This is a genomic window from Nocardia jiangxiensis NBRC 101359 (assembly GCF_000308615.1).
In the GTDB taxonomy this organism is placed as follows: Bacteria; Actinomycetota; Actinomycetes; order Mycobacteriales; family Mycobacteriaceae; genus Nocardia; species Nocardia jiangxiensis.
In genome coordinates this window covers 80,858-104,190 of sequence record NZ_BAGB01000012.1, presented here as the reverse complement: position 1 = coordinate 104,190, position 23,333 = coordinate 80,858, and the positions used below count along the sequence as shown (strand labels likewise).

The 23,333-nt window shown below is 69.1% G+C and carries 6 protein-coding genes; all 6 read left to right on the top strand.

What is annotated here, in order from left to right; genetic code table 11:
- The first annotated feature begins 179 nt into the window (after positions 1-179).
- Genes ON40_RS51645 through ON40_RS03745 form a run of 6 tightly spaced genes read left to right on the top strand, consistent with a single transcriptional unit; the run spans position 180 to position 23,297 of the window.
- A complete protein-coding gene (locus ON40_RS51645; protein WP_051192646.1) occupies positions 180-1,592 on the top strand; it encodes a cupin domain-containing protein in 1,413 nt (470 codons plus the stop codon).
- Positions 1,592-2,374 carry a YqcI/YcgG family protein gene (locus tag ON40_RS51640; RefSeq protein WP_063712932.1) on the top strand — a complete coding sequence of 261 codons (783 nt, stop codon included), beginning with the start codon at positions 1,592-1,594 and terminating at the stop codon, positions 2,372-2,374. Before ON40_RS51645 ends, ON40_RS51640 begins: the two co-directional genes overlap by 1 nt.
- A 52-nt stretch (positions 2,375-2,426) precedes the next feature.
- The gene (locus ON40_RS03760) at positions 2,427-2,675 is read left to right on the top strand and encodes a phosphopantetheine-binding protein (RefSeq protein ID WP_040818467.1); all 249 of its coding nucleotides are present in this window, start codon (positions 2,427-2,429) and stop codon (positions 2,673-2,675) included.
- Complete coding sequence (locus ON40_RS47865; protein ID WP_051192645.1) at positions 2,672-8,107, top strand: non-ribosomal peptide synthetase; 5,436 nt, start codon at positions 2,672-2,674, stop codon at positions 8,105-8,107. The genes ON40_RS03760 and ON40_RS47865 overlap by 4 nt, the downstream gene beginning before the upstream one ends.
- A complete protein-coding gene (locus tag ON40_RS03750) occupies positions 8,104-17,100 on the top strand; it encodes a hybrid non-ribosomal peptide synthetase/type I polyketide synthase (protein WP_040818465.1) in 8,997 nt (2,998 codons plus the stop codon). Before ON40_RS47865 ends, ON40_RS03750 begins: the two co-directional genes overlap by 4 nt.
- On the top strand, positions 17,097-23,297 hold the full coding sequence (locus tag ON40_RS03745) for an SDR family oxidoreductase (RefSeq protein WP_040818463.1): 6,201 nt from the start codon (positions 17,097-17,099) through the stop codon (positions 23,295-23,297). The genes ON40_RS03750 and ON40_RS03745 overlap by 4 nt, the downstream gene beginning before the upstream one ends.
- Positions 23,298-23,333 lie beyond the last annotated feature (36 nt).

The following is a 23,333-nucleotide window of genomic DNA, read 5'->3' as shown; positions in this document are numbered from 1 at the left end:
ATCGCTGCGCGCCGAGTGCTGGCACGTATTCGATTGTGCCGCAATAGCTTACCCGTGTGACATCACGCAAGGACTCGACGCCGACGTTTCAAATTGTTAATGTAGCCTTGCCTCACTAAGGATTACCTTAGACGGTTCGATCCGTACTGGGTTCCTGTGATCGAAGGGATAGATAGAACGTGGGCACTGTCCACCGGCCGCTGCCGGACCTCCCAGACACCACCGATCCGAACGCCATCGTCGTCGCGTTCGCCTCGAATCCGGCATTCCGCGCCGCGGAATGGAGCGAACTCACCACCCCCGGCAACCCGTACCGCAGGCCGGTACGGCCCGACGATCTGGCCTGGGTCAAATACCACAACACGATGCTGCCGGAGAAGGCGTTGCGCCTGAGCGCCCTGCTCGGACATCGCATGCTGCGCAACATCTACGACCTCGAGTCCACTCTCGTCGCACCCGCCGACGGCGTCGACACGGTCGGCCAGGACCGCGCCGACTTCTACAGCCGGGACAACCGGGTGCGGTCCGCGCTGGCGCGCCCGGTCCTCGAGCGTCACCTGTTCGACTTCCTCGACGATGCCGACGACGACGAGACCTCCGCCGCGGATGCGCTGGAGCTGGTGCGAACCACCGCGCAGAGCCTGTCGCAGAGCGCTCCGGAGGCCGCGAAGCTCATCGAAAAGCTCACCGGCACAAAAGAAGCCGCCATCTTCGTGACGATGCAGTACCACGGCTTCATCCCCGCGGTGCGCGAAGCGTTGGGCCGCACCGGCATCGGCGAATTTCCGCGGCACCTGGACGGGCTGCAGGCCGCGCTGCTGGGCTCCTATCAGCAGTGGATCTCGCTGCGCTCGGCCTATCGCGACCTACTGGACGCCGCGGGCCTGGCACAGACCCCGGGCGGACACTGGCAGCTGCTGCTGGGAACCTCGCTGGCGCGCGGAAATCATCTGCTGTCGCTGGCCGCCGATCCGGGACGGCTGCCCGAACTCGTCGGCGCCGCAACGTTTTCGCATCTGGCCGGACAGCGGGACACCGCCGCGCTGCGGCCGATCCTCGAGCGCGGCCTGCCCGCGGAGACGAATTTCGCCGGATTCGATCTCGGTATCGGCTGGCCGGTCGACCTCGACGATTTCCTGCCCGAGGTCCTCGATGCCCTGGTGACCTCGTACGGCCAGGATGCGCCCCGCGCCTTCCGACGCGGATTCGCCGCCGCCCAGCGCCTGCACGAGCTGTGGCATCAGGACCTGGCCGCGCAGCTGAGCTGGGCCGATCAGATCGAACTGCATCAGGAGTACGCGGAGAAGATCGCGCACTACCTCGAGGACAACGACATCGTCGTCGATCTGGACACCTTCGTGGAGAGCGAGGAGGAGACCTCGACCACGCATGTGCACAACGAGCATCGACTGGTGATGATCGAGGAAGGGCAGATGCACTTCTGGAACAACGCGACCCACAAGATCGAATTGTTCACCGGCGACAAGATTCTCATTCCGGTGTCGCGGCTGCACGGCTCCACCGTGTTGTCCGGCGTGTGCACCTATCACCAGCCGATCATCCCGGACGAATTACTCCGGAAGATCATCTGATGGAGAGCGAAAGTTCGACCGGCCCAGGTGAATCCGACGGCCTGCGCCGAATGACCTTCGGCCCCCTGCCCGAATGGGGGATCAAGCACGGCACGGAATTGCTGGACCTGATCGGCCTGCCCGAGAACGGTTTTCCGTGCACCTTCGCGGTGCGCGGCGCGCTGACCGAGGGATTGCGATTCGGTTTCATCGACGAACTCTACGATTCCGGTGCGCGCGATGAACTCCGAGCCATTCTCCGGCGGTATCTCGGGATGTACAAGACCATCTCCCGGGAAACCTCGCTGATCGTCTTCTTCCAGACCAAGGAACCCGACGACACGCTGTCCGGGTATTACCGGACGTTCTGGGACATCCTGCAGGACCTGCACGACGGCGATCCGGTGCCGTGGCCCGAGGATATTCCGCCCGAGACCGACGATCCCATGTGGGAGTACGTCTTCGACGGTACTCCGATGTTCGTGGTCTGCAGCAATCCGGCACATACGCGTCGCCGCAGCCGCTACAGCCCGATCTTCTACATCACCTTCCAACCGCAGTGGGTGTTCGAGAACATCAAACCCGACACCAGAGCGGGTCAGTTGGCGCGCAAGCGTATTCGCAAGAGATTGGTCGCATTCGACGACGGCCTCGAACCGTCCTCGGTACTGGGCAACTACGGCGACGCGGACAACCGGGAATGGCGGCAGTACTTCCTGCCCGACGACAACGAATCGGACGTGCCCGCCGGCGGCTGCCCGTTCCTGCACCGCATGCGGCAACAACCACCGTCTTCCGATTGAGCGGCTCATCGGATCGACTACCGCACAAATCTCGACGGAAGAAGAAATACGAATGTCCGACAAGCCGAACTGTGACGATCTCCTGCGCAGATTGGTCGGTGAAGCGATGGGGGCCGACGCCGAATCTCTGGACTCCGACGCCAATCTCATGGCCCTGGGCCTGGATTCGGTTCGCGTGATGAAGATTTCGGGTCTGCTCAAGCGCGAGGGAATCCGCCTGCGGTTCGCCGAGATGATGTCCGAGCCAACCCTCGGAGCCTGGTTGCGACTGACCGGCGCCACCGCCCCGGACGCCTCATGACCGAATCGATGGGCGACGAACCGATCGGCGAGGACGCCGTCGCCGTGGTCGGCATGGCGCTGCGCACGGCGGGAGCGCAGACGCCCGAACAATTCTGGGCACTGCTGCGCGAGGGCCGTGAGGCACTGACCACCTTCACCGACGAGCAACTGCGCAGATCCGGACTCGGCGAGGCCGACCTGACCGATCCGACGCTGGTGCGCACGCGTCCGGTGATCGACGGCATCGAACAGTTCGACCCGGGCTGTTTCGGCCTCACCCCGCGGGAGGCCGAAACAACCGACCCGCAGTTGCGGCTGTTGCTCGAATGTGCTGGCGAGACACTGGAATCCGCCGCCATCGACCCGGCTCGATTCGACGGCGCGATCAGCGTGTTCGCCGGATCGGGCCCGGATTCCTACTACCAGCACCACCTGCTCCCGCTCGAGCGGCGCGATCCGGCCGCGCGGATGGACCATCTGCTGGGCAACAGCAAGGATTTCCTCGCCGCGCGCATCGCCTGGTCGCTGGGCTTGCGCGGTCCCGCGGTGAACGTGCAGGCCGGCTGCGCGACCTCACTGGTCGCGGTGCACCTGGCCGTGCAGAGCCTGCTGGCGGGGGAATCCGATCTGGCGCTGGCCGGTGGCGCGACGATCTACGTGCCCCAGTACACCGGCTACCGCTTTCGCGAGGGCGGAATCAACTCGCCCGACGGACACTGCCGCGCCTTCTCCGCCGCAGCCGACGGCACCACCCCGGGCGACGGCGTCGCGGTGCTGGCGCTGCGCCGACTGGCCGATGCGATCGCCGACGGCGATCCGATTCTCGGCGTGCTGGAAGCGACGGCGGTGAACAACGACGGCGCGGGCAAGGCCGGATTCGCCGCGCCCGACGCCGGTGCACAGGCCGAGGCGGTCGCCGAGGCGTTGAGCGTGGCGGGTATCGAGGCCGACGACCTGGATTACCTGGAAACCCACGGCACCGGAACCGCACTCGGCGACGAGATCGAGATCGCAGCCCTGAGCGAGGGGTTCGAGGGTCTGCTGCGCGATCGCGGTCACCGCGTGTGGATCGGCACGCACAAGCCCAATGTGGGCGATACCTGGGCCGCCGCAGGGGCTTTGGGCCTGGCCAAGGTGCTGCTCTCGCTCACTCACGACGAACTGCCGCCGAGTATCAACAGCGCGCCGCTCAATCCGCGCATCGATTTCGAGGCCACCCCGTTCGCGGTCAACCCCGCACTGCGGGCCTGGCCGGAGCACGAGTCCGGGCGACCGAGGCGCGCGGGTGTGCACGTCTTCGGGCTGGGCGGCACCAATGCTCACGCCGTCCTCGCGCAGGCCCCGCACCGTGCGCCCGCCGCGCCCCCGCGCGCCGCGGAACTGCTGACGCTGTCCGCTCGCAGTACCGTCCAGTTGCGCGATATGCGCAAGGAACTGGCCGATCATCTTGCCGCACACCCTGATACGGATCTGCGCGCGTTCGCGTGGACGTTGCAGTCCGGTCGGCAGTGCCATCCGGTGCGGGCCGCGTTCCTCGTCACCGATCCGGCCGAGGCCGAACGGGTACTGCGCGACGATTCGCTGGAGTCCTCGAACTTCGCGGTGTCCGCGGCCGACGCATCGGCCGCGGACACCGCGCCCGGTATCGATGTCGATCTGCTCACCGACGAGAAGTATCTCGCGACGCTGCGCACGGTGGGCCGGGCCTGGCTCGACGACCGCGCCGATATCGATCCGACCATCCTGCGCGGCGGGCACACCCCGGTCCGGCTCGCCCTGCCGGGCCATCCCTACCTGCGCCAACGCTGTTGGGCAGCGGACCTGCCGCAGGAGACGGTCGAGTACGCGACCGCGGAACCTGCCGCATCGGTCCATCCCCGCCCGATCACCCTGCCGCACTATGTCGAGCCCGGCTCGGCCACCGAGACCACGGTGACGCGGATCTGGGCCGCGGAGTTCGGCTTCGACCGGATCGGCGTCCACGACGAATTCTTCGACCTGGGCGGCCATTCGCTGCTGGCGGCGCGCCTGGTCGACCGGTTGCGCGAAGCCTGCGCCGTGGACCTGTCGATCCGCGAATTGCTCTCCGAGGCAACGACTCCCGCCGAGCTGGCGACACTGATCGATGCGCGCGAGCGGGTCGAGAGCAACCAGGACGCACCTGCCTGGCAACCGGGTATGCGCATACCGCTCAGCGCCGCACAGCGGCGGATGTGGCTGTTCATGCAGCTCTACCCGACCTCGAGCGCCTACAACATCGGATTCCCGATGCGGCTGCGCGGCACCGTCGACGTCGTGGCGCTGCGCCGCGCGGCGAACCGGCTGCTGGCCCGGCACGCCGCGCTGCGGACCCGGTTCGTCGTGCACGAGAACACCCCGTTCGCCGTCGTCGACGAACCGGACGACACGGTGGACATCCTGACCGTTCGCGACCGCGACGACCGCACCGCCGAACAATGGATCGGCGAGATCGACTCGGCGCCATTCGATCTGGGCGCCGGTCCGCTGGTGCGATTGGCCTTCGCGCCCGCCGGGAATCCGGACGGACCGCATCTGATGCTGCTGTGCGCACACCACAGCATCGCCGACGGGATGAGTGTGGCCGTCCTGCACGCCGAACTGGCCGAACTGTATGCGGCCGACCTCGACGCGCGCACCCCGCGACTGCCCGCGGCAGTCGCGCAGTTCCCCGATCTCGTGCTGCGCCGGGAGGGTCCGGCCCGGCGCGCCGAACGCGCTGCGGCACTGGACTATTGGCGTACACGCCTCGCGGGTGAGCCCGCGGCGCTCGACCTGCCCGCCGACCGTCCGCGTCCGGACACTCCCACGTTCGCCGGACACGCGCTCACCTTCGACCTCGCCGCGGAACCATCCGCCGCCCTGCGCACGCTCGCGCAAGGCCGGCACGCGAGTACGTTCGCGCTCGTCACCGCGGCGTTCGTCACGGTGCTGCACCGACTCACCGGCCAGACCGACATCCTGACCGGCACCGTCACCCACGGCCGCCTCGACGCGGCCGAACGCGATGCGGTCGGCTGCTTCGCCGACACCGTGCTGCTGCGCGAACGCATCACACCCGACCTCGCCTTCAGCGCCCTGCTCGGCCAGGTGCGCGACACCATCGGCGAGGCGCTGGCCCACCAGTCGGTGGCCTTCGACGAACTGGTCGCCGAACTGGGCTGGGACGCCACCGCCAACCGGACGCCGATTCCGCAGGCCATGGTGATCGGCCAGCAGCCGGTGCAACCCCTGCGGATGGGCGGGGCGGTCGGCGAGGCGATCATCGACCGCGTCGACACCGCGCGATTCGATCTGGTGTGCAACGTCTGGGAGGAGGACGGCCGCATCCGGGGCGCGGTGACCGGCGCACTGGACATCTTCGCGGTCGAAACCATCGCCCGGATCGCCGAATCGATCACCGCGGCACTGGAATACCTTGCCGTCGAGCCTGATTCGTCACTCGCCGATGTCTCGATCGTCCCGGCCGCCCAACGCGAACTGGTGCGCACGGGATGGACCGGTGCGGCGCATCCGGATTCGGCCGAGGTCTCCAGCACCGGAATTCCGCGCGGGGCACGTCCGCCCTCGGTGCCCGAACTCGTCATCGAGGCGGCGCGACGCGATCCGGCGGCCGTCGCCATCACCACCGATTCGGCGACGCTCACCTACGGTGAACTGCTCGCCGCCTCCGAACGCCTGGCCCGCCGACTGCTGGACGCGGGCGTGGCGCGCGAACAGATCGTCGCGGTATCGCTGCCGCGCGGCATCGACTACGTCGTATCGCTGCTGGGCGTGATGCGCGCGGGCGCGGCATTCGTACCCGTCGACACGACCTGGCCCGTCGAACGCCGCCGCCAGGTGCTCGCCCAGGCGGGCGTATCGCTGATGATCACCGATCCCGATGCGACGGACGTTGCGCTGCAGGGTATTTCGGTGATCGGTGTGCGGTCCGAGGCAGAACCGGGTCGGCACACGCTGCCCGCAGTGGATCCGGAGCAACTCGCCTACGTGATGTTCACCTCCGGCTCGACCGGAACGCCCAAGGGAGTGATGATCCGGCACGGCGCGATCGGCTACCGGCTGCGCTGGCAGCAGGATCTGCTGCAGTTCGGCCCGTCCGACGCCGTGCTGTTCAAAGCCCCGCTGGGCTTCGACATCTCGATCAACGAGATCTTCCTGCCGCTCGCGGTCGGCGGCCGCCTGGCCATCGTGGCTCCCGAGCGCGAGGCCGATATCGGTCATCTGCTGGAGGTGATCGAGCGCGACAAGGTCACCTTCTTCTACGTCGTGGCCTCGATGCTCGATCTCCTCCTCGATCGTCGCGACAGCGCCACCCGGGCCCGCTCGCTGCGCTATGTGTGGTGTGGCGGTGAGGCTTTGACCGACGAGCTGTATGGCCGATTCGCCGCCGCCTTCCCCGAGGCGACCATGTTCCACGGGTACGGGCCGGCCGAGGCGACCATCGGGGTGGCCTGCCGTCCCTACACGCCCTCGGGCGGCGCGAGTACGGCAGTCACCATGGGTACGCCCAATCCCGGTGCGCGCGTGTACGTTCTGGATCGCCGGTTGCGTCCGGTCCCGGCCGGAATGGTGGGAGAGCTGTACATCGGCGGGCTGCCGCTGGGACGCGGCTATGTCAACGCTCCCGGCCGAACCGCGGAATCCTTTGTCGCCGACGTCGTTTCCGGCCTGCCCGGAACTCGTCTCTACCGGACCGGCGATCTGGCGAAGTTCACCGCGACCGGGGAGCTGCAGTTCTGCGGCCGCGTCGATCACCAGGTCAAGGTGCACGGGCACCGGGTGGAACTGCCGGAGCTCGAGACGGTGGCCCTGCGCCACCCGGCGGTGCGCCGCGCCGCGGTCGTCCTGGATTCCGACGGTGAACTCGCGGCGTTCTGTCAGCCCGAGGACGGTGCGCAATGCGATGTGAATTCGTTGCGACAGTGGTTCACCCGGTGGGTTCCGGCCTTCATGGTTCCGCGCGGCATCACCGTCCTGGACCGGATTCCACTCACCGATGCGGGCAAGGTCGACCGGAAGGGATTGGCTGCCCTGGCCGTTCCGCCGCAGGACGAGCCAGTCGACCGCATCGCGCCCAGCGGCGATACCGAGCTGCGGCTCGCCCGGATCTGGTGCGAGGTGCTCGGCGTCGAATCGGTCGGATCGAACCGCAACTTCTTCGAACTCGGCGGCCATTCCATGGCGATGGTGCGCGTGCAGAACCTGATCGACGCCGAATTCGGTACCGAGATCGCGCTGTTGGAGTTGTTCGAGCACACCACGATCGGCCAGCTGGCCACGCACCTGGACAAGCACCGAACCGGCGACGAGGACGGGTTCCCTGCCCAGGCCCGAGTCGACAGCGACGCGGTCGCCGCGGCCCGGCGACGCGCCGAGGCGGCCAAGACCGCACAGCGAGCGGCCGCCGCACGCCGGAGGAACAAGCGATGACGACCGAACGCTTCGAACCGTTTCCGCTGACCGACACTCAGCGGGCCTACCTGATCGGCCGCGGCGACTTCTATCCGCTCGGAAACGTCTCCACGCACGCGTATCTGGAATACCGCTGCGTGATCGACCCGGACCGCTTCGCGGTGGCCTGGGCGCGCGTGGTGGACCGCCACGACATGCTGCGCGCGGTGGTCGATCCGCGCACCGCCACCCAGCGGATCCTGACCGAGGTGCCCGATTCCGGTCTGGTCCTGCGGGATCTGCGCGGGATCGACGAGTCCGCCGCGGCGGCACAGCTCGCCGCGATCCGCGACACGATGGCGCACGAGGTGCGCGCGTGCGATCGGTATCCGATCTTCGGAATGGCGCTGTCGCTGCTGTCCGATACCGATCGGGCGCACGAGGTGCAGGCCCGATTGCACGTCGGCATCGACGGATTGACGCTGGACTACGCGAGTTGGCATGTGCTGCTTCGTGATCTGTCCATCTTCTACGACGATCCCGAGACGACGCCGCCCGAGCTCACCTGTTCGTTCCGCGATTATGTGCTCGCCGCACAGGATCTCGCCGATCCCGAGGACATCGCGGAGGCGGACGAGTACTGGGACCGGGTGCTGCCGGATCTGCCCGGCCCCCCGCAACTTCCGCTGCGCCGCGAGCCGGAATCGGTCACCCATCCCCGATTCGATCGGCTCGACGACTGCCTGGACGCGTCGACCTGGTCCCGGTTGCAGACCAGCGCCACCGAGCACGGGCTCACCGCCAGCGGACTGATGATCGCCGCCTTCGCGCAGGTCGTCGCGCACTGGAGCGCGACCCCCCGCTTCACGCTGAACGTTCCGCGGATGGGCCGCAACGAACGGCTGGACGGCGTGCAGGACGTGGCCGGTGAATTCGCCACCTTCACCCTGCTCGACATCGATGCGAGCGAGCGGGAACCGTTCACCGACTTCGCCTTCCGGGCGCAGCGCCGGATGTGGGAGGCGCTCGAGCACGGTGTGATCAGCGGTACGGAACTGCTGCGCCGACTCGGCGAACTGCACGGCGCCGAACACGGGCCCGTCCTGATGCCCGTGGTGCTGACCAGCACATTGGCCTTCTCCAAGGGCGATTCCGCGCTGGTGCGCGCGCTCGAGCCGGTCTACCACATCACCTCCACGCCCCAGGTGTATCTCGACGTGCAGTTGGAGGAACGGCTCGGTGAGCTGTACATCAACTGGGACTACGTGTGCGATGTGCTGCGGCCCGGCGTCATCGAGGCGATGTTCGCGGCCTGGTCGGCGCTATTGCGCAATCTCGCGAGCGACGAAACCCATTGGCGCAGCGTGGACCCGATCGGCTTGGATGCCGCGCTCACAGTAGGCGCGCAGGGTCGGCCCGGCGGCGACTCCATCGGGCTCGACCCGACGGAGTCGGCCGACGAGCAGAGTCGGCACAGTAATGACCTCACAGGTCTCGACGCCGCCGTCGTGAATGATGAGGGGGCTCGGCAGAACAGCGTGTCTGCCGACTGTGCCGTGCCCAACGCAGTGCACGAGATTTCCCCGGCGCTGATCGAAGATAATGCTCTGGCGCACAACGACTTTCTGGAGCAGGTGCGGACTCGCCCGGAGGCACCGGCGGTGCGCGGTGCGGACGGCCGCGAGTTCACCTACGCACAGGTGCACGCCCGAGCGTCGGCCATCGCGTGGTGGCTGAGCGAGGTATCGCCGGAACCCGATGCGCCCGAACCGATCGTCGCGATCGTCATGGGCAAATCCCCTGTGCAGATCGCCGCGGCGATCGGGGTGCTGTGCGCCGGAATGGCGTATCTGCCCATCGATCCCGAGCTGCCGACGTCCTCGATCGCCGCACTGCTGGAGCGGGCGCGGCCGATCGCGCTGCTGACCGACACCGCGACCGAGCAGGTATTGCCGCAGGGCGCACCGCCAACCCTCGCCGTCGACCGGCTCGCGCCCTCCCCACAGCTCGGACTTCCGCAGACCACGACCACCGCGCGCAGCCTGGCCTATCTGCTGCCGACGTCCGGATCGACCGGCGAGCCCAAACTCGTCGCGGTCGAGCACGGCGGCGTCGTCAACTGCCTGCGCGCGACCGCACGCACCTTCGGCATCGGTCCGCAGGATCGCTCGCTGGCGGTCACCGCACTGCACCACGACATGTCGCTGTTCGACGTGTTCGGCGTCCTGGGCGCGGGCGGCTGCGTCGTGGTGCCCGACGCGGCCCGGCGCACCGATCCGCAGCACTGGCTGGTGCTGATGTCCGAACACGGTGTCACCCTGTGGAATTCGGTACCGGCGATGATGCGGATGCTGCTGGACTACCACCGGGAGAACCCGGCGGCCGAACTCGGTTCCGTCCCGCTGCGGCTGAGTTTCCTCGGGGGAGACTGGTTTCCGCTCGAACTGGCCGCCGACTATCGCGCCATCTTCGATACCGCCGAGCTGGTCAGCGTGGGCGGCCCGACCGAGACGACCCTGTGGAACATCTGGCATGACGTCGGCGATCCGGCCGACTATCCGGACTGGATCAGCGTGCCGTACGGCAAGCCCATACCCGGCGCGCGCTACCACCTGCTCGACGAGCGCGGCTTCGAATGCCCGGACTGGGTGGTCGGCGAGATGTGTTGCAGCGGAATCGGTGTGGCCCGGGAGTACCGGGGCGATCCGGAACTCACCGCACAGCGATTCGTCCGGCATCCGGTCACCGGCGACCGGCTCTACCGCACCGGCGATCTGGGGCGGCGTCGGCCGGACGGCACCCTGGAATTCATCGGCCGACGTGATTCGCAGGTCCAGTTGCGTGGCCGCCGGGTCGAGCCCTCGGCGGTGGAGGCGGCGCTGCGGACTCATCCGGAAGTGCGAAATGCCGTCGTCACGGCGGTGCCGCAGACCTCCGGACCGGGACATCGCGCGCTGATCGCCCACGTGGTGGCCGATACCGACGAGCCGACGCTTCGCGCGCACCTGCTCGATCGCGTCGCGGGATATCTGGTGCCCAGCCGGATCCTGGTCCTGGAGAAGCTGCCGCTCACCGCGGGCGGCAAGGTCGATCGCGCGAGGTTGACCGCGCGCGGTCACGCGGCCCTGAGCGAGTCGGTGGCCGTGGAGACCGACAGCACCACGGATTCTGCGCTGACCACGGTGATCGCCGCCGCCTGGGCCGAAGTCCTGGGCCTGGACCGGGTCGGCCCGCACGACAACTTCTTCGCCCTCGGCGGAGATTCGTTGTCCGCCACCAGAATTCTGGCGCGGCTGCGGCGAGAGCTGGCGGGCTGCGAGGTGTCCGCACGCGCCGTGCTGGCCGGTATCGACGTCGCGACCTGCGCGCGGGAACTACTCGCGCACGCGGGCCAGGCGATCGAGCAGGCAGCACGTCGTGCGCTCGACGACGGACCCGCACCCGAGTCCACCGGACCCCGGACCACCTTCGAGGGCGGATCCGCACCAGTTACCGGGACACTGTCGGCTGCCCAGCGGCGCATGTGGTTCGCCGAACGCCTCGCCCCCGGACGCGCGGCCAACCATCTGGCGGTGACGATCCGGCTGGACGACGCCCTGGACCCGGACGCCCTGTGCGCGGCCCTGGCCGACGTGGTCGCCCGGCATACGGTGTTGCGCACCGTCTACCGCGTCGACGCGAACGGCCTTCCCACGCAACACATCCTGGACTGGAGCCGCGACGAGACATCCCGCACCGCACCCGTCGGCGACCCGAACACTCGGACAGACGCGGTTCGGCCTCTCGAGGTCGCCCGGATCAGCGATCCCGACCCGATCGCCCACGCGCATGCCGAGGCGATCCGCCCCTTCGACCTGAGTGCGGAGCTGCCGATCCGGGCGGGCCTGGCCCGGGACGAGACCGGGGACGGCTGGCTGTTGTGGATCGCGTTGCACCACATCGCCTTCGACAACAACTGCTGGGACATTCTGTTCGGCGATCTCTCCGCGGCCTACCGCACCCGGCGTGATGGCGAAGTCCCGGCGCTCGGCACGGCAGGCAGATATCTGGATTACGCACTGGCCGAGGACGATCGCGCACGCAGCGTCGAGTACGCCACCGCCCGCGACTACTGGCGTTCGCGTCCGTTGCAGGCCCGTCCGGGCTCGGCTCTCCCGCCCCGTGGCGGCCGCAGGGCCGTCCGGGAGCTGACCGCGTCGGATCTGGACGCGGTCGCTGAAACCGCACGTACGCATCGGATTTCGGAAACCACGGTACTGATGACGGCCGCGGCGATGACCATCGCGCGCCGCACCGGCCGCGACACGGTCGCGCTGGCCGTGCCGGTGATCGACCGCGGTGCGCCGGGCGCGGAATCGGTCCTCGGCAACTTCGGCAATCTCGTGCTCGTCGACATCGATCTCGCGGCCGACGATCCGCTCGCGGAGGTCGCCGCCAGGAGTATCGAAGCCTATGCGCACCAACAGGTTCCGTTCGATGTCGTGGTGGCCGACCAGCGCGCGGCCCGGCCGGGCGAATCCGGCCCGCTGTTCGAGGCCGTCTTCTCCGCACGCGGCGAACTGGCGGGCGAACTGGCGCTCGACGGCGTGCGCACCACCCTCACCCCGATCGACCTCGCCACCGCGCGATTCGACCTGGTACTCGAATCCGTCGACAGCGGCGGCGGACGCCAACTCGGTGTCGTCGCGGACCGCGACCGCTACCCCGCCGACGACATCGAGTCCCTGCTCGGCGAATTCCACACCACACTCATCGGCCTGTGTTCACCTACCCAGCCGACTCCGCAAGCTCCGTCGGCTTGCCACCCCCCGACCACGGCCCGGAAGGAAGTTCAGATGACCGGCACCCACGAATTCGAGGAACTACCCGAAGGGCCCGACGCGGACGCCATCGCGGTGATCGGCATGGACGGCCGGTTCCCCGGCGCACCGGATCTGACGACCTTCTGGGACAACCTGATCGAAGGCCGGGAAGGCGCAGAGGAATTCAGCCTCGCGCAATTCCTCGCCGCCGGCGGGACCGAGGCCGAATACAACGATCCCGCGCTGGTGCGGGTCGCCTCCACCGTCGAGGGCATCGACCGATTCGACGCCGATTTCTTCGGCTACCGCCCGTCCGAAGCCGAACTCATCGACCCGCAGCAACGCCTGTTCCTGGAATGCTGCCACCAGGCCCTGCAGCAGTCCGGTCAGGTGCCCGACCGCTTCGACGGCCGGATCGGGGTGTACGCGGGCAGCAGCCAGAGCCGTTATTTCCTGGAGAACGTGTACCCGCACGTCATGGACCAGGCCAATTCGATGGCGTCGCTGCCCGCCACCTCGGGCAGCTCCCCCGGCGGCATCGCCACCCGGGTGGCCTACAAGCTGGGTCTGACCGGTCCGGCGATGAGCGTGCAGACCGCCTGCTCCACCTCCCTGGTCGCGATCCACGTCGCCTGCCAGGATCTGTTGAGCTACCAGTGCGATGTGGCGCTGGCCGGCGGTGCCTCGCTGAATCCCAATCCGCACCAGGGATATCAGGCGATCGCCGACGGCCCGCTGTCCCCGGACGGCCGCTGCCGCGCCTTCGACGCGGGCGCGAACGGCATGTTCCCCGGTGACGGTGTGGGCGTGGTCGTACTCAAGCGCCTGGCCGACGCGCTGGCCGACGGCGATCCGATCCGCGCGGTGATCAAGGGTTCCGCGGTCAACAACGACGGCAACCGCAAGGCCGGTTACGGCGCGCCCAGTGCGCCCGGTCAGGTGGAGGTCATCCTCGCCGCGCAGGCCGCGGCCGGGACGACCCCGGAGGACATCGGCTACGTCGAGGCGCACGGCACCGGCACGCCGGTGGGCGATCCGATCGAGCTGCGTGCCCTGGACGACGCGTTCCGCACCGGCACCGACCGCACGGGCTACTGCCTGCTCGGTTCGGTCAAGACCAACCTCGGCCACCTGGACGCCGCGGCGGGTGTCGCCGGATTCATCAAAACCGTTCTCGCCCTGGAGAACCGCACGATCCCGCCGAGTCTGCACTACTCCGCGCCGAATCCGCTGTTCGACCTCGACGCCAGCCCGTTCCGGGTCGTCACCGGCCCGACCGAATGGACCGAATCGCTGCCGGAGCTGGCCGCGGTCAGTTCCTTCGGCATCGGCGGCACCAACGCGCACGTCATCCTCGGGCGCGCGCCGCAGCGCGAGTCGGACCGCGGAAATAGCGGCGCCCCGGAGGTTCTCGCTCTCTCCGCACGCACCCCGGAGGCGCTGGGGCAGGCCGCCGAGCAGTTGGCGGCGCATCTGGCGGCGCATCCGCAGCTCGACCTGGCCGATGTCGCGCACACCCTGCGCGTCGGGCGTGAGGACTACGAATTCCGCACGGCCGTAACGGCTTCCGGAATCGACGAGGCCCGCGACGCACTCGCCGCCGCGGCGCCTGCGCATGCCCGTGCCGACCGGCCGGTCGTGTTCGTCCTGCCCGGCGGCGGCACCGACTACGCGCGGATGGGCCTGGGGCTCTACACCTCCGAACCGGCGTTCCGCGAGGTCATCGATGCGGCGGCCGCGGTCGCCGAACCGCTGACCGGCGTCGACCTGATCGCCCAACTGCGGGATCCGGAAGGGTTCACCGAATCGGGCGATTCCGCGGTCGCGTTCGCGGGAATCGTCGCCACCGAGATCGGGCTCGCGGCGACCCTGGCCCGCTACGGCGTCACCCCCGCCGCGCTCATCGGCCACAGTCTCGGCGAATACGCCGCGGCCTGCATCGCGGGCGTCATGAGTCTCGAGGACACCATCCGGGTGGTGATCGAGCGCGCGCGTCTGCTGGACCGGGCGGGCGGCGCGGCCACGAGCGTGCTGCTGGGCACCGACGAACTCGCCGAATACCTCACCGCGAACCTCGGCATCGCCACGGTCAACGGACCGCTGCACACCACGGTGTCCGGTCCGGTCGACGAGATCGCCGCACTGGAAACCGCTCTGGAGGTCAAGGGCGTCGACGTCAACCGGCTGCCGCTGCCCGCCGTGCACTCGTCGCTGCTGGACCCCGAATTGCCCGCGCTGGCAAAGGTTCTGGTGTCAGTAACGCTGAGCGCACCGCGAATTCCGGTGATCTCCAACGTCTCCGGCACCTGGCTCACCGCGGCCGAGGCCGCCGATCCCGACTACTGGCTGCGGCACACCCGGCAGACCGTTCGCTTCGCCGACGGTATCGACACCCTGGTCAAGGAACACGCACCGCTGTTCGTCGAGGCCGGACCCGGCCGCGGACTGACCCGGCTGATCGAACTCCAGGCGGGTAAGGACGCGGTCGGGGCGCCGGCCATGCGACATCGTCGCGACGAGAGCGAGGATCGCATCGTCCTGCTCCAGGCGCTCGGCGGCATCTGGGCCGGCGGCGGCGCGGTGGACCTGGCCCTGACCAGCTCCCCGGCGGCGCAGAAGGTGACCCTGCCCGGCTACGCCTACCAGCGTCGCCGGTTCTGGATCGATCCTCCCGCTCGCAGCGCGACCCGGCGATTCGACCTGTTCGGCTATCTGGATCGGCGGGAAGACGAACTGCGCCAGCAGATTCCGGTCGAACATGTCGAACAGGGCCTGGATTCGCGACTGGAAGCACTGTGCGCGCTCTACGTGACCCGCTTCCTTCGTGAAATCGGTTGCGCCACAGCGCCGGGCACGCTCATCGACCCGGCGGCGATCGCCGCGGAGCAGAAGTTCGTCGCGCCCTACGAGCGATTCTTCGACGCGTTGCTGTCCCTGCTGCTCGCCGACGGGTACGCGGTGCGCGAGGGCGATCGCCTGCGCATCACCGACAAGCCCTGCGACGCAGGCGAACTCGACCGCGAACGCGCCGCGCTGCTGACGCAGTACCCCGACGCCGAGGAGGAACTGGCCTTCCTGGACTACTGCTCGGCCCGCTACCGCCAGGTGTGCACCGGTGAGATCGCCGGAACCGAGGTGATGTTCGCCAACGGATCGGACGACCGCTCGACCGATGTGGTCGACAAACGTCTCGCGCACAGCGACGTCGCGATCTACACCCGCCTGGTCGGCTCTGCGCTGCGCGAACTCGCCGCCGGTCGCGACCGTCCCCTCCGGATTCTGGAAGTCGGTGCGGGCCAGGGCTATCTGACCTGGGTGGTGGCCGAGGCGGTGCACGGCGCGCCGGTCGAATACACCTTCACCGACCTCGGGCGCTCGTTCGTCGTCGCCGCACAGCGCAAGGCCCAGGAGGAGGGCTACGACTGGATGCGTTTCGGCGTGCTGGACGTCACCTCGGACGCCGAGGCGCAGGGCTTCACCGAGCCGTTCGACGTTGTGCTCGCGTTCAACGTGCTGCACGCCACCCCGGAGCTGGCCACGACGGTGTCCGAGGTGCATTCGCTGCTCGCCCCCGGCGGCAGTCTGCTGCTGCTGGAATCGGCTCAGCAGCGCCGGGTTTCGATGCTGACCGCGGGTCTGTTCGAGGGCTGGTGGTACTTCACCGATTCCCTGCGCACCCATTCTCCTCTGGTCTCCCCGAAGCAGTGGGCCGAACTGCTGCGCGGCGCCGGATTCGCCGAGGTGCGCGTGCAGGCCGATGTGGACGCACACGAGGGTCCGATACCGGTGGACCACGCGCTGATCATCGGCACCCGCGCACTCACCGGTACGGCCGACGCGCCGGAGCAGCAGGCCCCGGCCGGTCGCGGAATGTTCGGTGGCGGTTCGGCATTCAACGCCCGGCCCAACCTGTCGGTCCCCTACCGCGAACCGGACGGGCCGTTGCAGGGCCGGATCGCCGAGGCGTGGCAGGCGGTGCTGGGCATCGACAAGGTCGGCGCCGACGACGACTTCTTCGATCTCGGCGGCGAATCGCTGCTGGCGATGCAGCTGGTGACCAGTCTGCGCAAGGAGCTGGGCGTGAGTCTGTCGGTCAAACAGTTCTTCTCCTCGGGCAATCTCACCGTCACCGGGCTGGCCGAACTGGTCGAACGCGCCCGGTCGGACAACGGCGCGGAACGCGCGGCCGACGTGATCATCCCCAGCGCGCGACGTGCGGTGCGGTCATGAGCGAACAGGAGACGCTGAGCTTCCCCGCCTCCTTCGCCCAGCAGCGAATGTGGTTCCTGCACAGGCTCGATCCGGGCGATCCGTCCTATCACGTGCCGCTGCTGCTGCGCATTCGCGGACCGCTGGACGCCGCGGCGCTGGCCGGAGCGTTCGCGGATGTGATCGACCGCCAGGAGCAGTTGCGCACCTCGTTCGCCGATGTGGACGGCGAACTCCAGCAGCGGGTGCATCCGCGCGGCGGGTTCGAACTGAACCGGCACCGCGTCGAGGCCAGGGATGCGGCCGATGCCGAACTGGTCGACCGGCCCGCCGTCGCCGCGATACTGCGCGAGCTCATCGACGCGCCGTTCGACCTGGGCGAGCCCGGTGCGCTGCGGGCGGGGTTGCTCGAACTCGGCGGCGAGGACCGGTTGCTCGCGATCGTGGTGCACCACATCGTGGTCGACGGACTGTCGCTGAAGATTCTGCTCGGCGAACTGGACGCGTTCTATCAGGCGCGCACCGCGGGTGTCCCGGTTATGTTGCCCACGTTGGAGATTCAATACGCCGACTACTCCGAGTGGCAGCACGGCAGGACCGACCAGACCGCGCTCGACGCGGAGCTGGCGCATTGGCGCGGGCTGTTCCCGCACGGACTCGCCGATTCCACCGTGCCGGCCGACCGGCCGCGCTCGACGACGCGCACCTCCAACGGGGCGCGGCACGAGTTCGATATCGACGCCACGGTGGCCGATGGCGCGCGTCAGCTCGCCCGCGGCGACGGCGCGACGCTCTACATGGTGCTGCTGGCCGCCTGGGCCGCGACCGTCTCCCGGGCCAGCGGCGGTTGTGACGACGTCACCGCCGCAACCCTGCTCGCCAATCGCGACAATCCGCAGATCGTCGATCTGATCGGCCTGTTCGTCAACACGCTGCCGATCCCGGTCGATCTGAGCGGGCAGCCGACCTTCCGTTCGCTGCTCTCGCGCGTGCGCGCCGCGACCATGGACGTCTTCGCCCACCAGGACGCACCCGTCGAGCAGATCGTGCCCGCCCTGCGCCGGACCCACGACACCGGCGAGGTCACCTTCCCGCTGCTGTTCGCGTTGCAGAACTTCGCCGACGCCCGGGTTCGCTTCGCCGACCTCGATGTGGTGCGCATCGACGAGGACGAGCGCTCCACCCGGTTCGAGCTCGAACTGCACATCTGGGAGCATCCCGATCGGCTGCGCGCGGCCATCGTCTACAGCACCGATCTGTTCGACGCGGACACCGTCGAACGGTTGGCGCAGACCTTCACCACGATGCTGCGAAGCTGCTGCGCCGCACCGGATCTGGAGTTCGGCCGACTCGCGCTGCCCGCCGAGTCGGTGCTGCCGGCCTCCCCCGTGCGCCGACCGTACCGGGCATCCGAGCGCAGCGCCGCACCCGACGTCAGCGAGCTCACCTCGCCCGTGGAGTCAGAGCTGCCCGACTCGAGCACTCGCCGAGATACCGAGGCGGACCTACGCTCCGATGACGAAGCCGCGCCTGGCCGCGACCAATTCGGATCGACCATCGAGTCGATATTGTCCCGCTTCTCCGGACAACGAGAGTCGTTGCCGGAACCGTCTTTCCGCCCGGACGCCGACTCGGTGGCGCGGTACGAGGCCGTGCTGCACGAGGCGGGGGTGCGTCCCGGCGACGTGGTCGCGACCGCCGGGCATCTGCGCTCGAGCGACGTGCTGATCGCCGCGCTCGCGATCCTGCGTCGCGGCGGCGTGTGGCTCCCCCTGGACCCGCGTGACTCGGATGTGGCGCTGGCTCAGGAGATCGCCGCGGCCAACCGCTGGTACCGGGCCGAGAACTGGTACGCCGTCGGGTTCCGAACACCGGGAGTCCACCCGCTGCGCGCACCCGGCAGTGTCGAATCCGGCGACGCCACTATCTTGCCGCCTGCGGAGCTGACACCCGACCGTCCCGCGATCCTCACGACCGCCATCGACGGCCGAGTGCTACTGGATCGCGCAGCCGTGGCCGCGCAGGTGCAGACCATGCGGACGTGGTTCCCCGGCGACGCGAATCGGACGATCTGGCTCGGCGATGCCGCGCACGCCGCGGACGTACTCTGGGCCGCAAGCGAATTCGGTCAGATCAACGACACACCGACACCAGGTGACACCGATGTAGCGCTCGGCTCCGGCGCGGAACTGTCCGGTTTCGAAGGCGCGGCGATCGCCGTCGGCGAATCCGTCGCCGCCCCCGTGCACACCCACACCGTCTACGGCGACGAGGCTCGCGGCTGGTACCTGCGAGTCGACGCCGACGCGAGCGCGTACAGCCCCGGCGAACTGACCGTGCGCGACCACTTCGGCGCGGTCGTGCCGCACGGCTTCCGTGGCGATGTCCACATCGATGCCGAACCGACCGGGTTGCGCGGCGCCATCACCGGGACGCGACTGCGTATCGACACCAACCGCGCCGACACCGCCGTCTGGACCGGGCGAGGTCCGGCGCTCGCCGCCCGCGTGCGCGATGCGCTGCTGACCCTGCCGCAGTTGCGCGAAGCCGCCGTGTTGTCCCGCACGAACGCCGCGGGTCTGCGCGAAACCATCGCCTACGTCTCGCGGGCCACCGCCATCGATGGGCGCGCGGTGCTGCGCCTGCTCGACGACGACGTGCCGCGCGCACTCGTCCCGGACGCCGTGGTCACCCTCCCCGGCGCACTGCCGCTCGACGCGACCGGCGGCATCGATACCGTTGCGCTGCAACGTATCCCCGTACTCGACGCGGTGGAGACCGAACGCATCACCGCGGCGGCCGTCGCGGCGGGCGCCACCACCGCGACCACCGGCAAACCGCTGCCGCCGCCCCTGCGCCGCACGGCCGTCCCGGCCGCGGCTGCCACAGCGAACGGCGAGGACGTCCCCGGCACCGGTCCCGCGCTATCCGACGGCGGTCCGCAACCCGAACCGCGCTGGACCGCCCTGGGCCCGGCGCTGGTGGCCGCCGCCGGTGGCAGCGGCAGCATCCGGCATCTGCGCGCCACCGACACCGAGACCGTCTCGAACTACGGCGAACTGCTCTCGCGGGCAACCGCTCTGGCCGAGGCTCTGCTCGACGGCGGCAGCCGGACCGGCGACCCGGTCGTCCTGCAGGCCCGCGACACCGAGGATTTCCTGGTCGGCGTGTGGGCGTGTCTGCTGGCGGGCCTGGTCGCCGCACCCATTGCCGCCCCGGTCGACTACGCCACGCCGAGTCCGGCGCGCGATCGGTTCCTGCGCATCTGGCAGAACCTGGAACAGCCGATCGTGCTGGCCGGACGCGACGAGTACGACACGCTGCGCAGGTGGCACACTCCGGACGGAGATCCGGTGCGCGCCATCGGCATCGAGGCGTACTCGCGCGGCTCCGCGAATCCGGACAACCGTTCGTCCCGAGAGCTGCCGAAACTCGGCCCCGACGACGTCGCGCTGCTGATGTTCACCTCCGGCAGCACCGGGGCGCCCAAGGGCGTCGAGCTGACGCACGGCAATATCCTGCGGCGCGGCGAATCCCTGCGCACCGTGGAGGATTTCACCGACTCGTACGTCTCGTTCAACTGGATGCCGCTGGATCACGTCGGCGGCGTGGTGATGTGGCATCTGCGCGACGTCTACCACGGCGTCGATCAGATCCACGCCCCGACGGACTGGATTCTCGCCGACCCGCTGCGCTGGCTCGATGTCATGGACCGCTACCGGGTGACCGGCACCTGGGCCCCGAACTTCGCGTTCGGCCTGGTCAGCGAGGCTGTCGGCGCATCACCCGAACGCAGCTGGGACCTTTCCGCACTCCGGATGACCCTGAATGCCGGAGAGGCCATCGCGCCCGCGGTCGCGGCGGCGTTCCTGGACGCGCTGACTCCGCACGGCCTGGCCGCCGACACCATGGTCCCGGTCTGGGGTATGTCCGAAACCTGTTCCGGCGTGGTGTATTCGCCCCGGTTCCGCAGTGCCACCTCGCGCGCGGACACCTTCGCGCACCTGGGCGCGCCGATTCCGGGATGCCGAATCCGCATCGTGGACGACGCGGATCGGCTGCTCGCGACCGGCGAGGTCGGCCGTCTGCAAGTGTCCGGAGCCACCGTGACGCGCGGCTATCGCAATCTGCCGCAGCAGAACTCGGCCGCCTTCGATGCCGAGGGCTGGTTCGACACCGGCGATCTGGGTCGCATCGACGACGTCGGCAGCCTGCAGATCACCGGCCGGGCCAAGGATGTCGTCATCATCAACGGCGTCAACTACCCGTGCCACGAGATCGAAGCCGCGGTCGATCGGCTGGACTGCACCCTGACCTCCTGGTCGGCCGCGTGCGCGGTGCAGCAGGGCGACGGGGAGCAACTGATCGTGTTCTGCCGTCTCGCGGACAACGACGACGCCGCTTCGGCGGTATCGGTGATCCGGGCCGCCGTCGTTGCGACAGTGGGTGTTTCACCCGCCGTGGTGCTGCCGTTGCCCGAGGGCGTGATCACCAAGACCGAAATCGGCAAGATCCAGCGTTCGGCCCTGCGCGAACGTTATGAGCGCGGCGAATTCGCCGCCCTCACAGCCGATCTCGCGGCCCTGGGCGTCGCGGCCGGAGATGCGGGCACCGTCGCCGACCATTTCTTCGACCTGACCTGGACGCCCAGACGACTCGAGGCCGATGCACCATCGGACCCAGGCACGGTGATCACCGTCGGCGCCGTCGAGGGCGCGCCCGCCGAGGCAGCCACGGTGGACGACACCGCCACGCCCGCACAGGTATTGGCGGCCCTGGCCACCGCACTGTCCGAGTGCCCGCCCGGCGCCTCGGTGACCGTGGTGACCAAGGCGGCGTTCGCCGTCGGCACGGCGGCCGACCCACTGCACGCGGCGTGCGCCGCACTGGTGGAAACCGCGCGAGCCGAACTCGAGCAGTTGCACATGCGCCACATCGACACCGCCGCATCGGTCTCCTCCGAAACCCTCGCCCGCGAAATCGCCAGCAGCACAGGTGATCCGGTGGTCGCGCTGCGAGATGGCCGATTCGTACCCCGGCTGCTGCGCAGTACGACCCCGCTGGACGCCGAACCGCCCACGCCGGGTGATTTCTATCTGGTCAGCGGTGGCCGCGGCGGTGTCGGCACCTTGGTCACCGCACACCTGCGACGCCGATACGGGTTGCGGCTGCTGGTGATCGGCCGCTCCGAAGCCCCCGCCGATTCGGACGGAATCCGCCACGCCGTCCTGGATCCGACCGACGCCGAAGCCCTGCGGCGGTGCGTCGAGGCAGCGGAGACGGATTTCGGGCGACGCCTGGACGGCGTGATCCACCTCGCCGGACATTTCGCCGAACATCCGCTGGCCGAATCGACGGCCGAGGATTTCGACACCGCACTCACCGCCAAGGCATCGGTCGCCGAAACCCTGATGCGCCTGGGCGATTCGCGGCCTGATCTGCGCTGGATCGGATTCTCCTCGGTCAACGCCGTATTCGGCGCGGCGCATGCCGCGGCATATGCGGCGGCCAACGCCTATCTCGACGCGCTCACCGGACAGTTCGCGGCGCGCGGGCATCACACCCGGTCGATCGCCTGGTCGACCTGGCACGGCGTCGGCCTGAACCGTGCCAGTACGCTGAGCGATCTGGGCCGGGCCAACGGCTATCGCGCCCTGGATCCGGCCGAGGCACTGGCCTCACTGGATGTGTGCCTGTGTCGCGAAACCCCTTATCCGCTGGTCGGACTCGACCCTCGGGGGGCGCGGATCGCCGGATTGCTCGCCGTCCCCGACCCGACGACCACCGATCTGGTGCTGCGCCTCGACGCGGCCTCGCGCGACCGAGTGCTCGGCGCCCTCGGCACGGTGCGCGACCGCTTCGGCGTGCCCGTGCGCATCGAGGTCGCCACCACCGACGCACCCGGCGACGCCGGCGCGGGCTCGGACACCGGAGGACTGGACGCCACGATCGCCTCGGTGTTCGGTGCCGCGCTGCGCGTCGGCGAGTTCGGGATCCACGACAGTTTCTTCGACCTGGGCGGCACGTCGATCAGTGCGATCCGCGCGCACGCACTGCTGGAAGATCAGCTGGGACAGCACTTCTCGCTCGCCGAGCTGTACCGGAGCCCGACGCCGTACCGGCTGGCGCACACGCTGCGGCCGGTGCGGGTGGTCACCGCGGCCCAGCGCGTCGCGGCACGAGCACAGCGGCGACGCGCCGCCCGAGCCACTCGATGATCCGGCCGCCGGGTTCCCGATATCCGTCACCCCTTA

Coding starts and splice junctions, on each gene's coding strand:
- ON40_RS03760 (WP_040818467.1), top strand. CDS start 2,427: ATGTCCGACAAGCCGAACTGTGACGATCTCCTGCGCAGATTGGTCGGT.
- ON40_RS51640 (WP_063712932.1), top strand. CDS start 1,592: ATGGAGAGCGAAAGTTCGACCGGCCCAGGTGAATCCGACGGCCTGCGC.
- ON40_RS03745 (WP_040818463.1), top strand. CDS start 17,097: ATGAGCGAACAGGAGACGCTGAGCTTCCCCGCCTCCTTCGCCCAGCAG.
- ON40_RS03750 (WP_040818465.1), top strand. CDS start 8,104: ATGACGACCGAACGCTTCGAACCGTTTCCGCTGACCGACACTCAGCGG.
- ON40_RS47865 (WP_051192645.1), top strand. CDS start 2,672: ATGACCGAATCGATGGGCGACGAACCGATCGGCGAGGACGCCGTCGCC.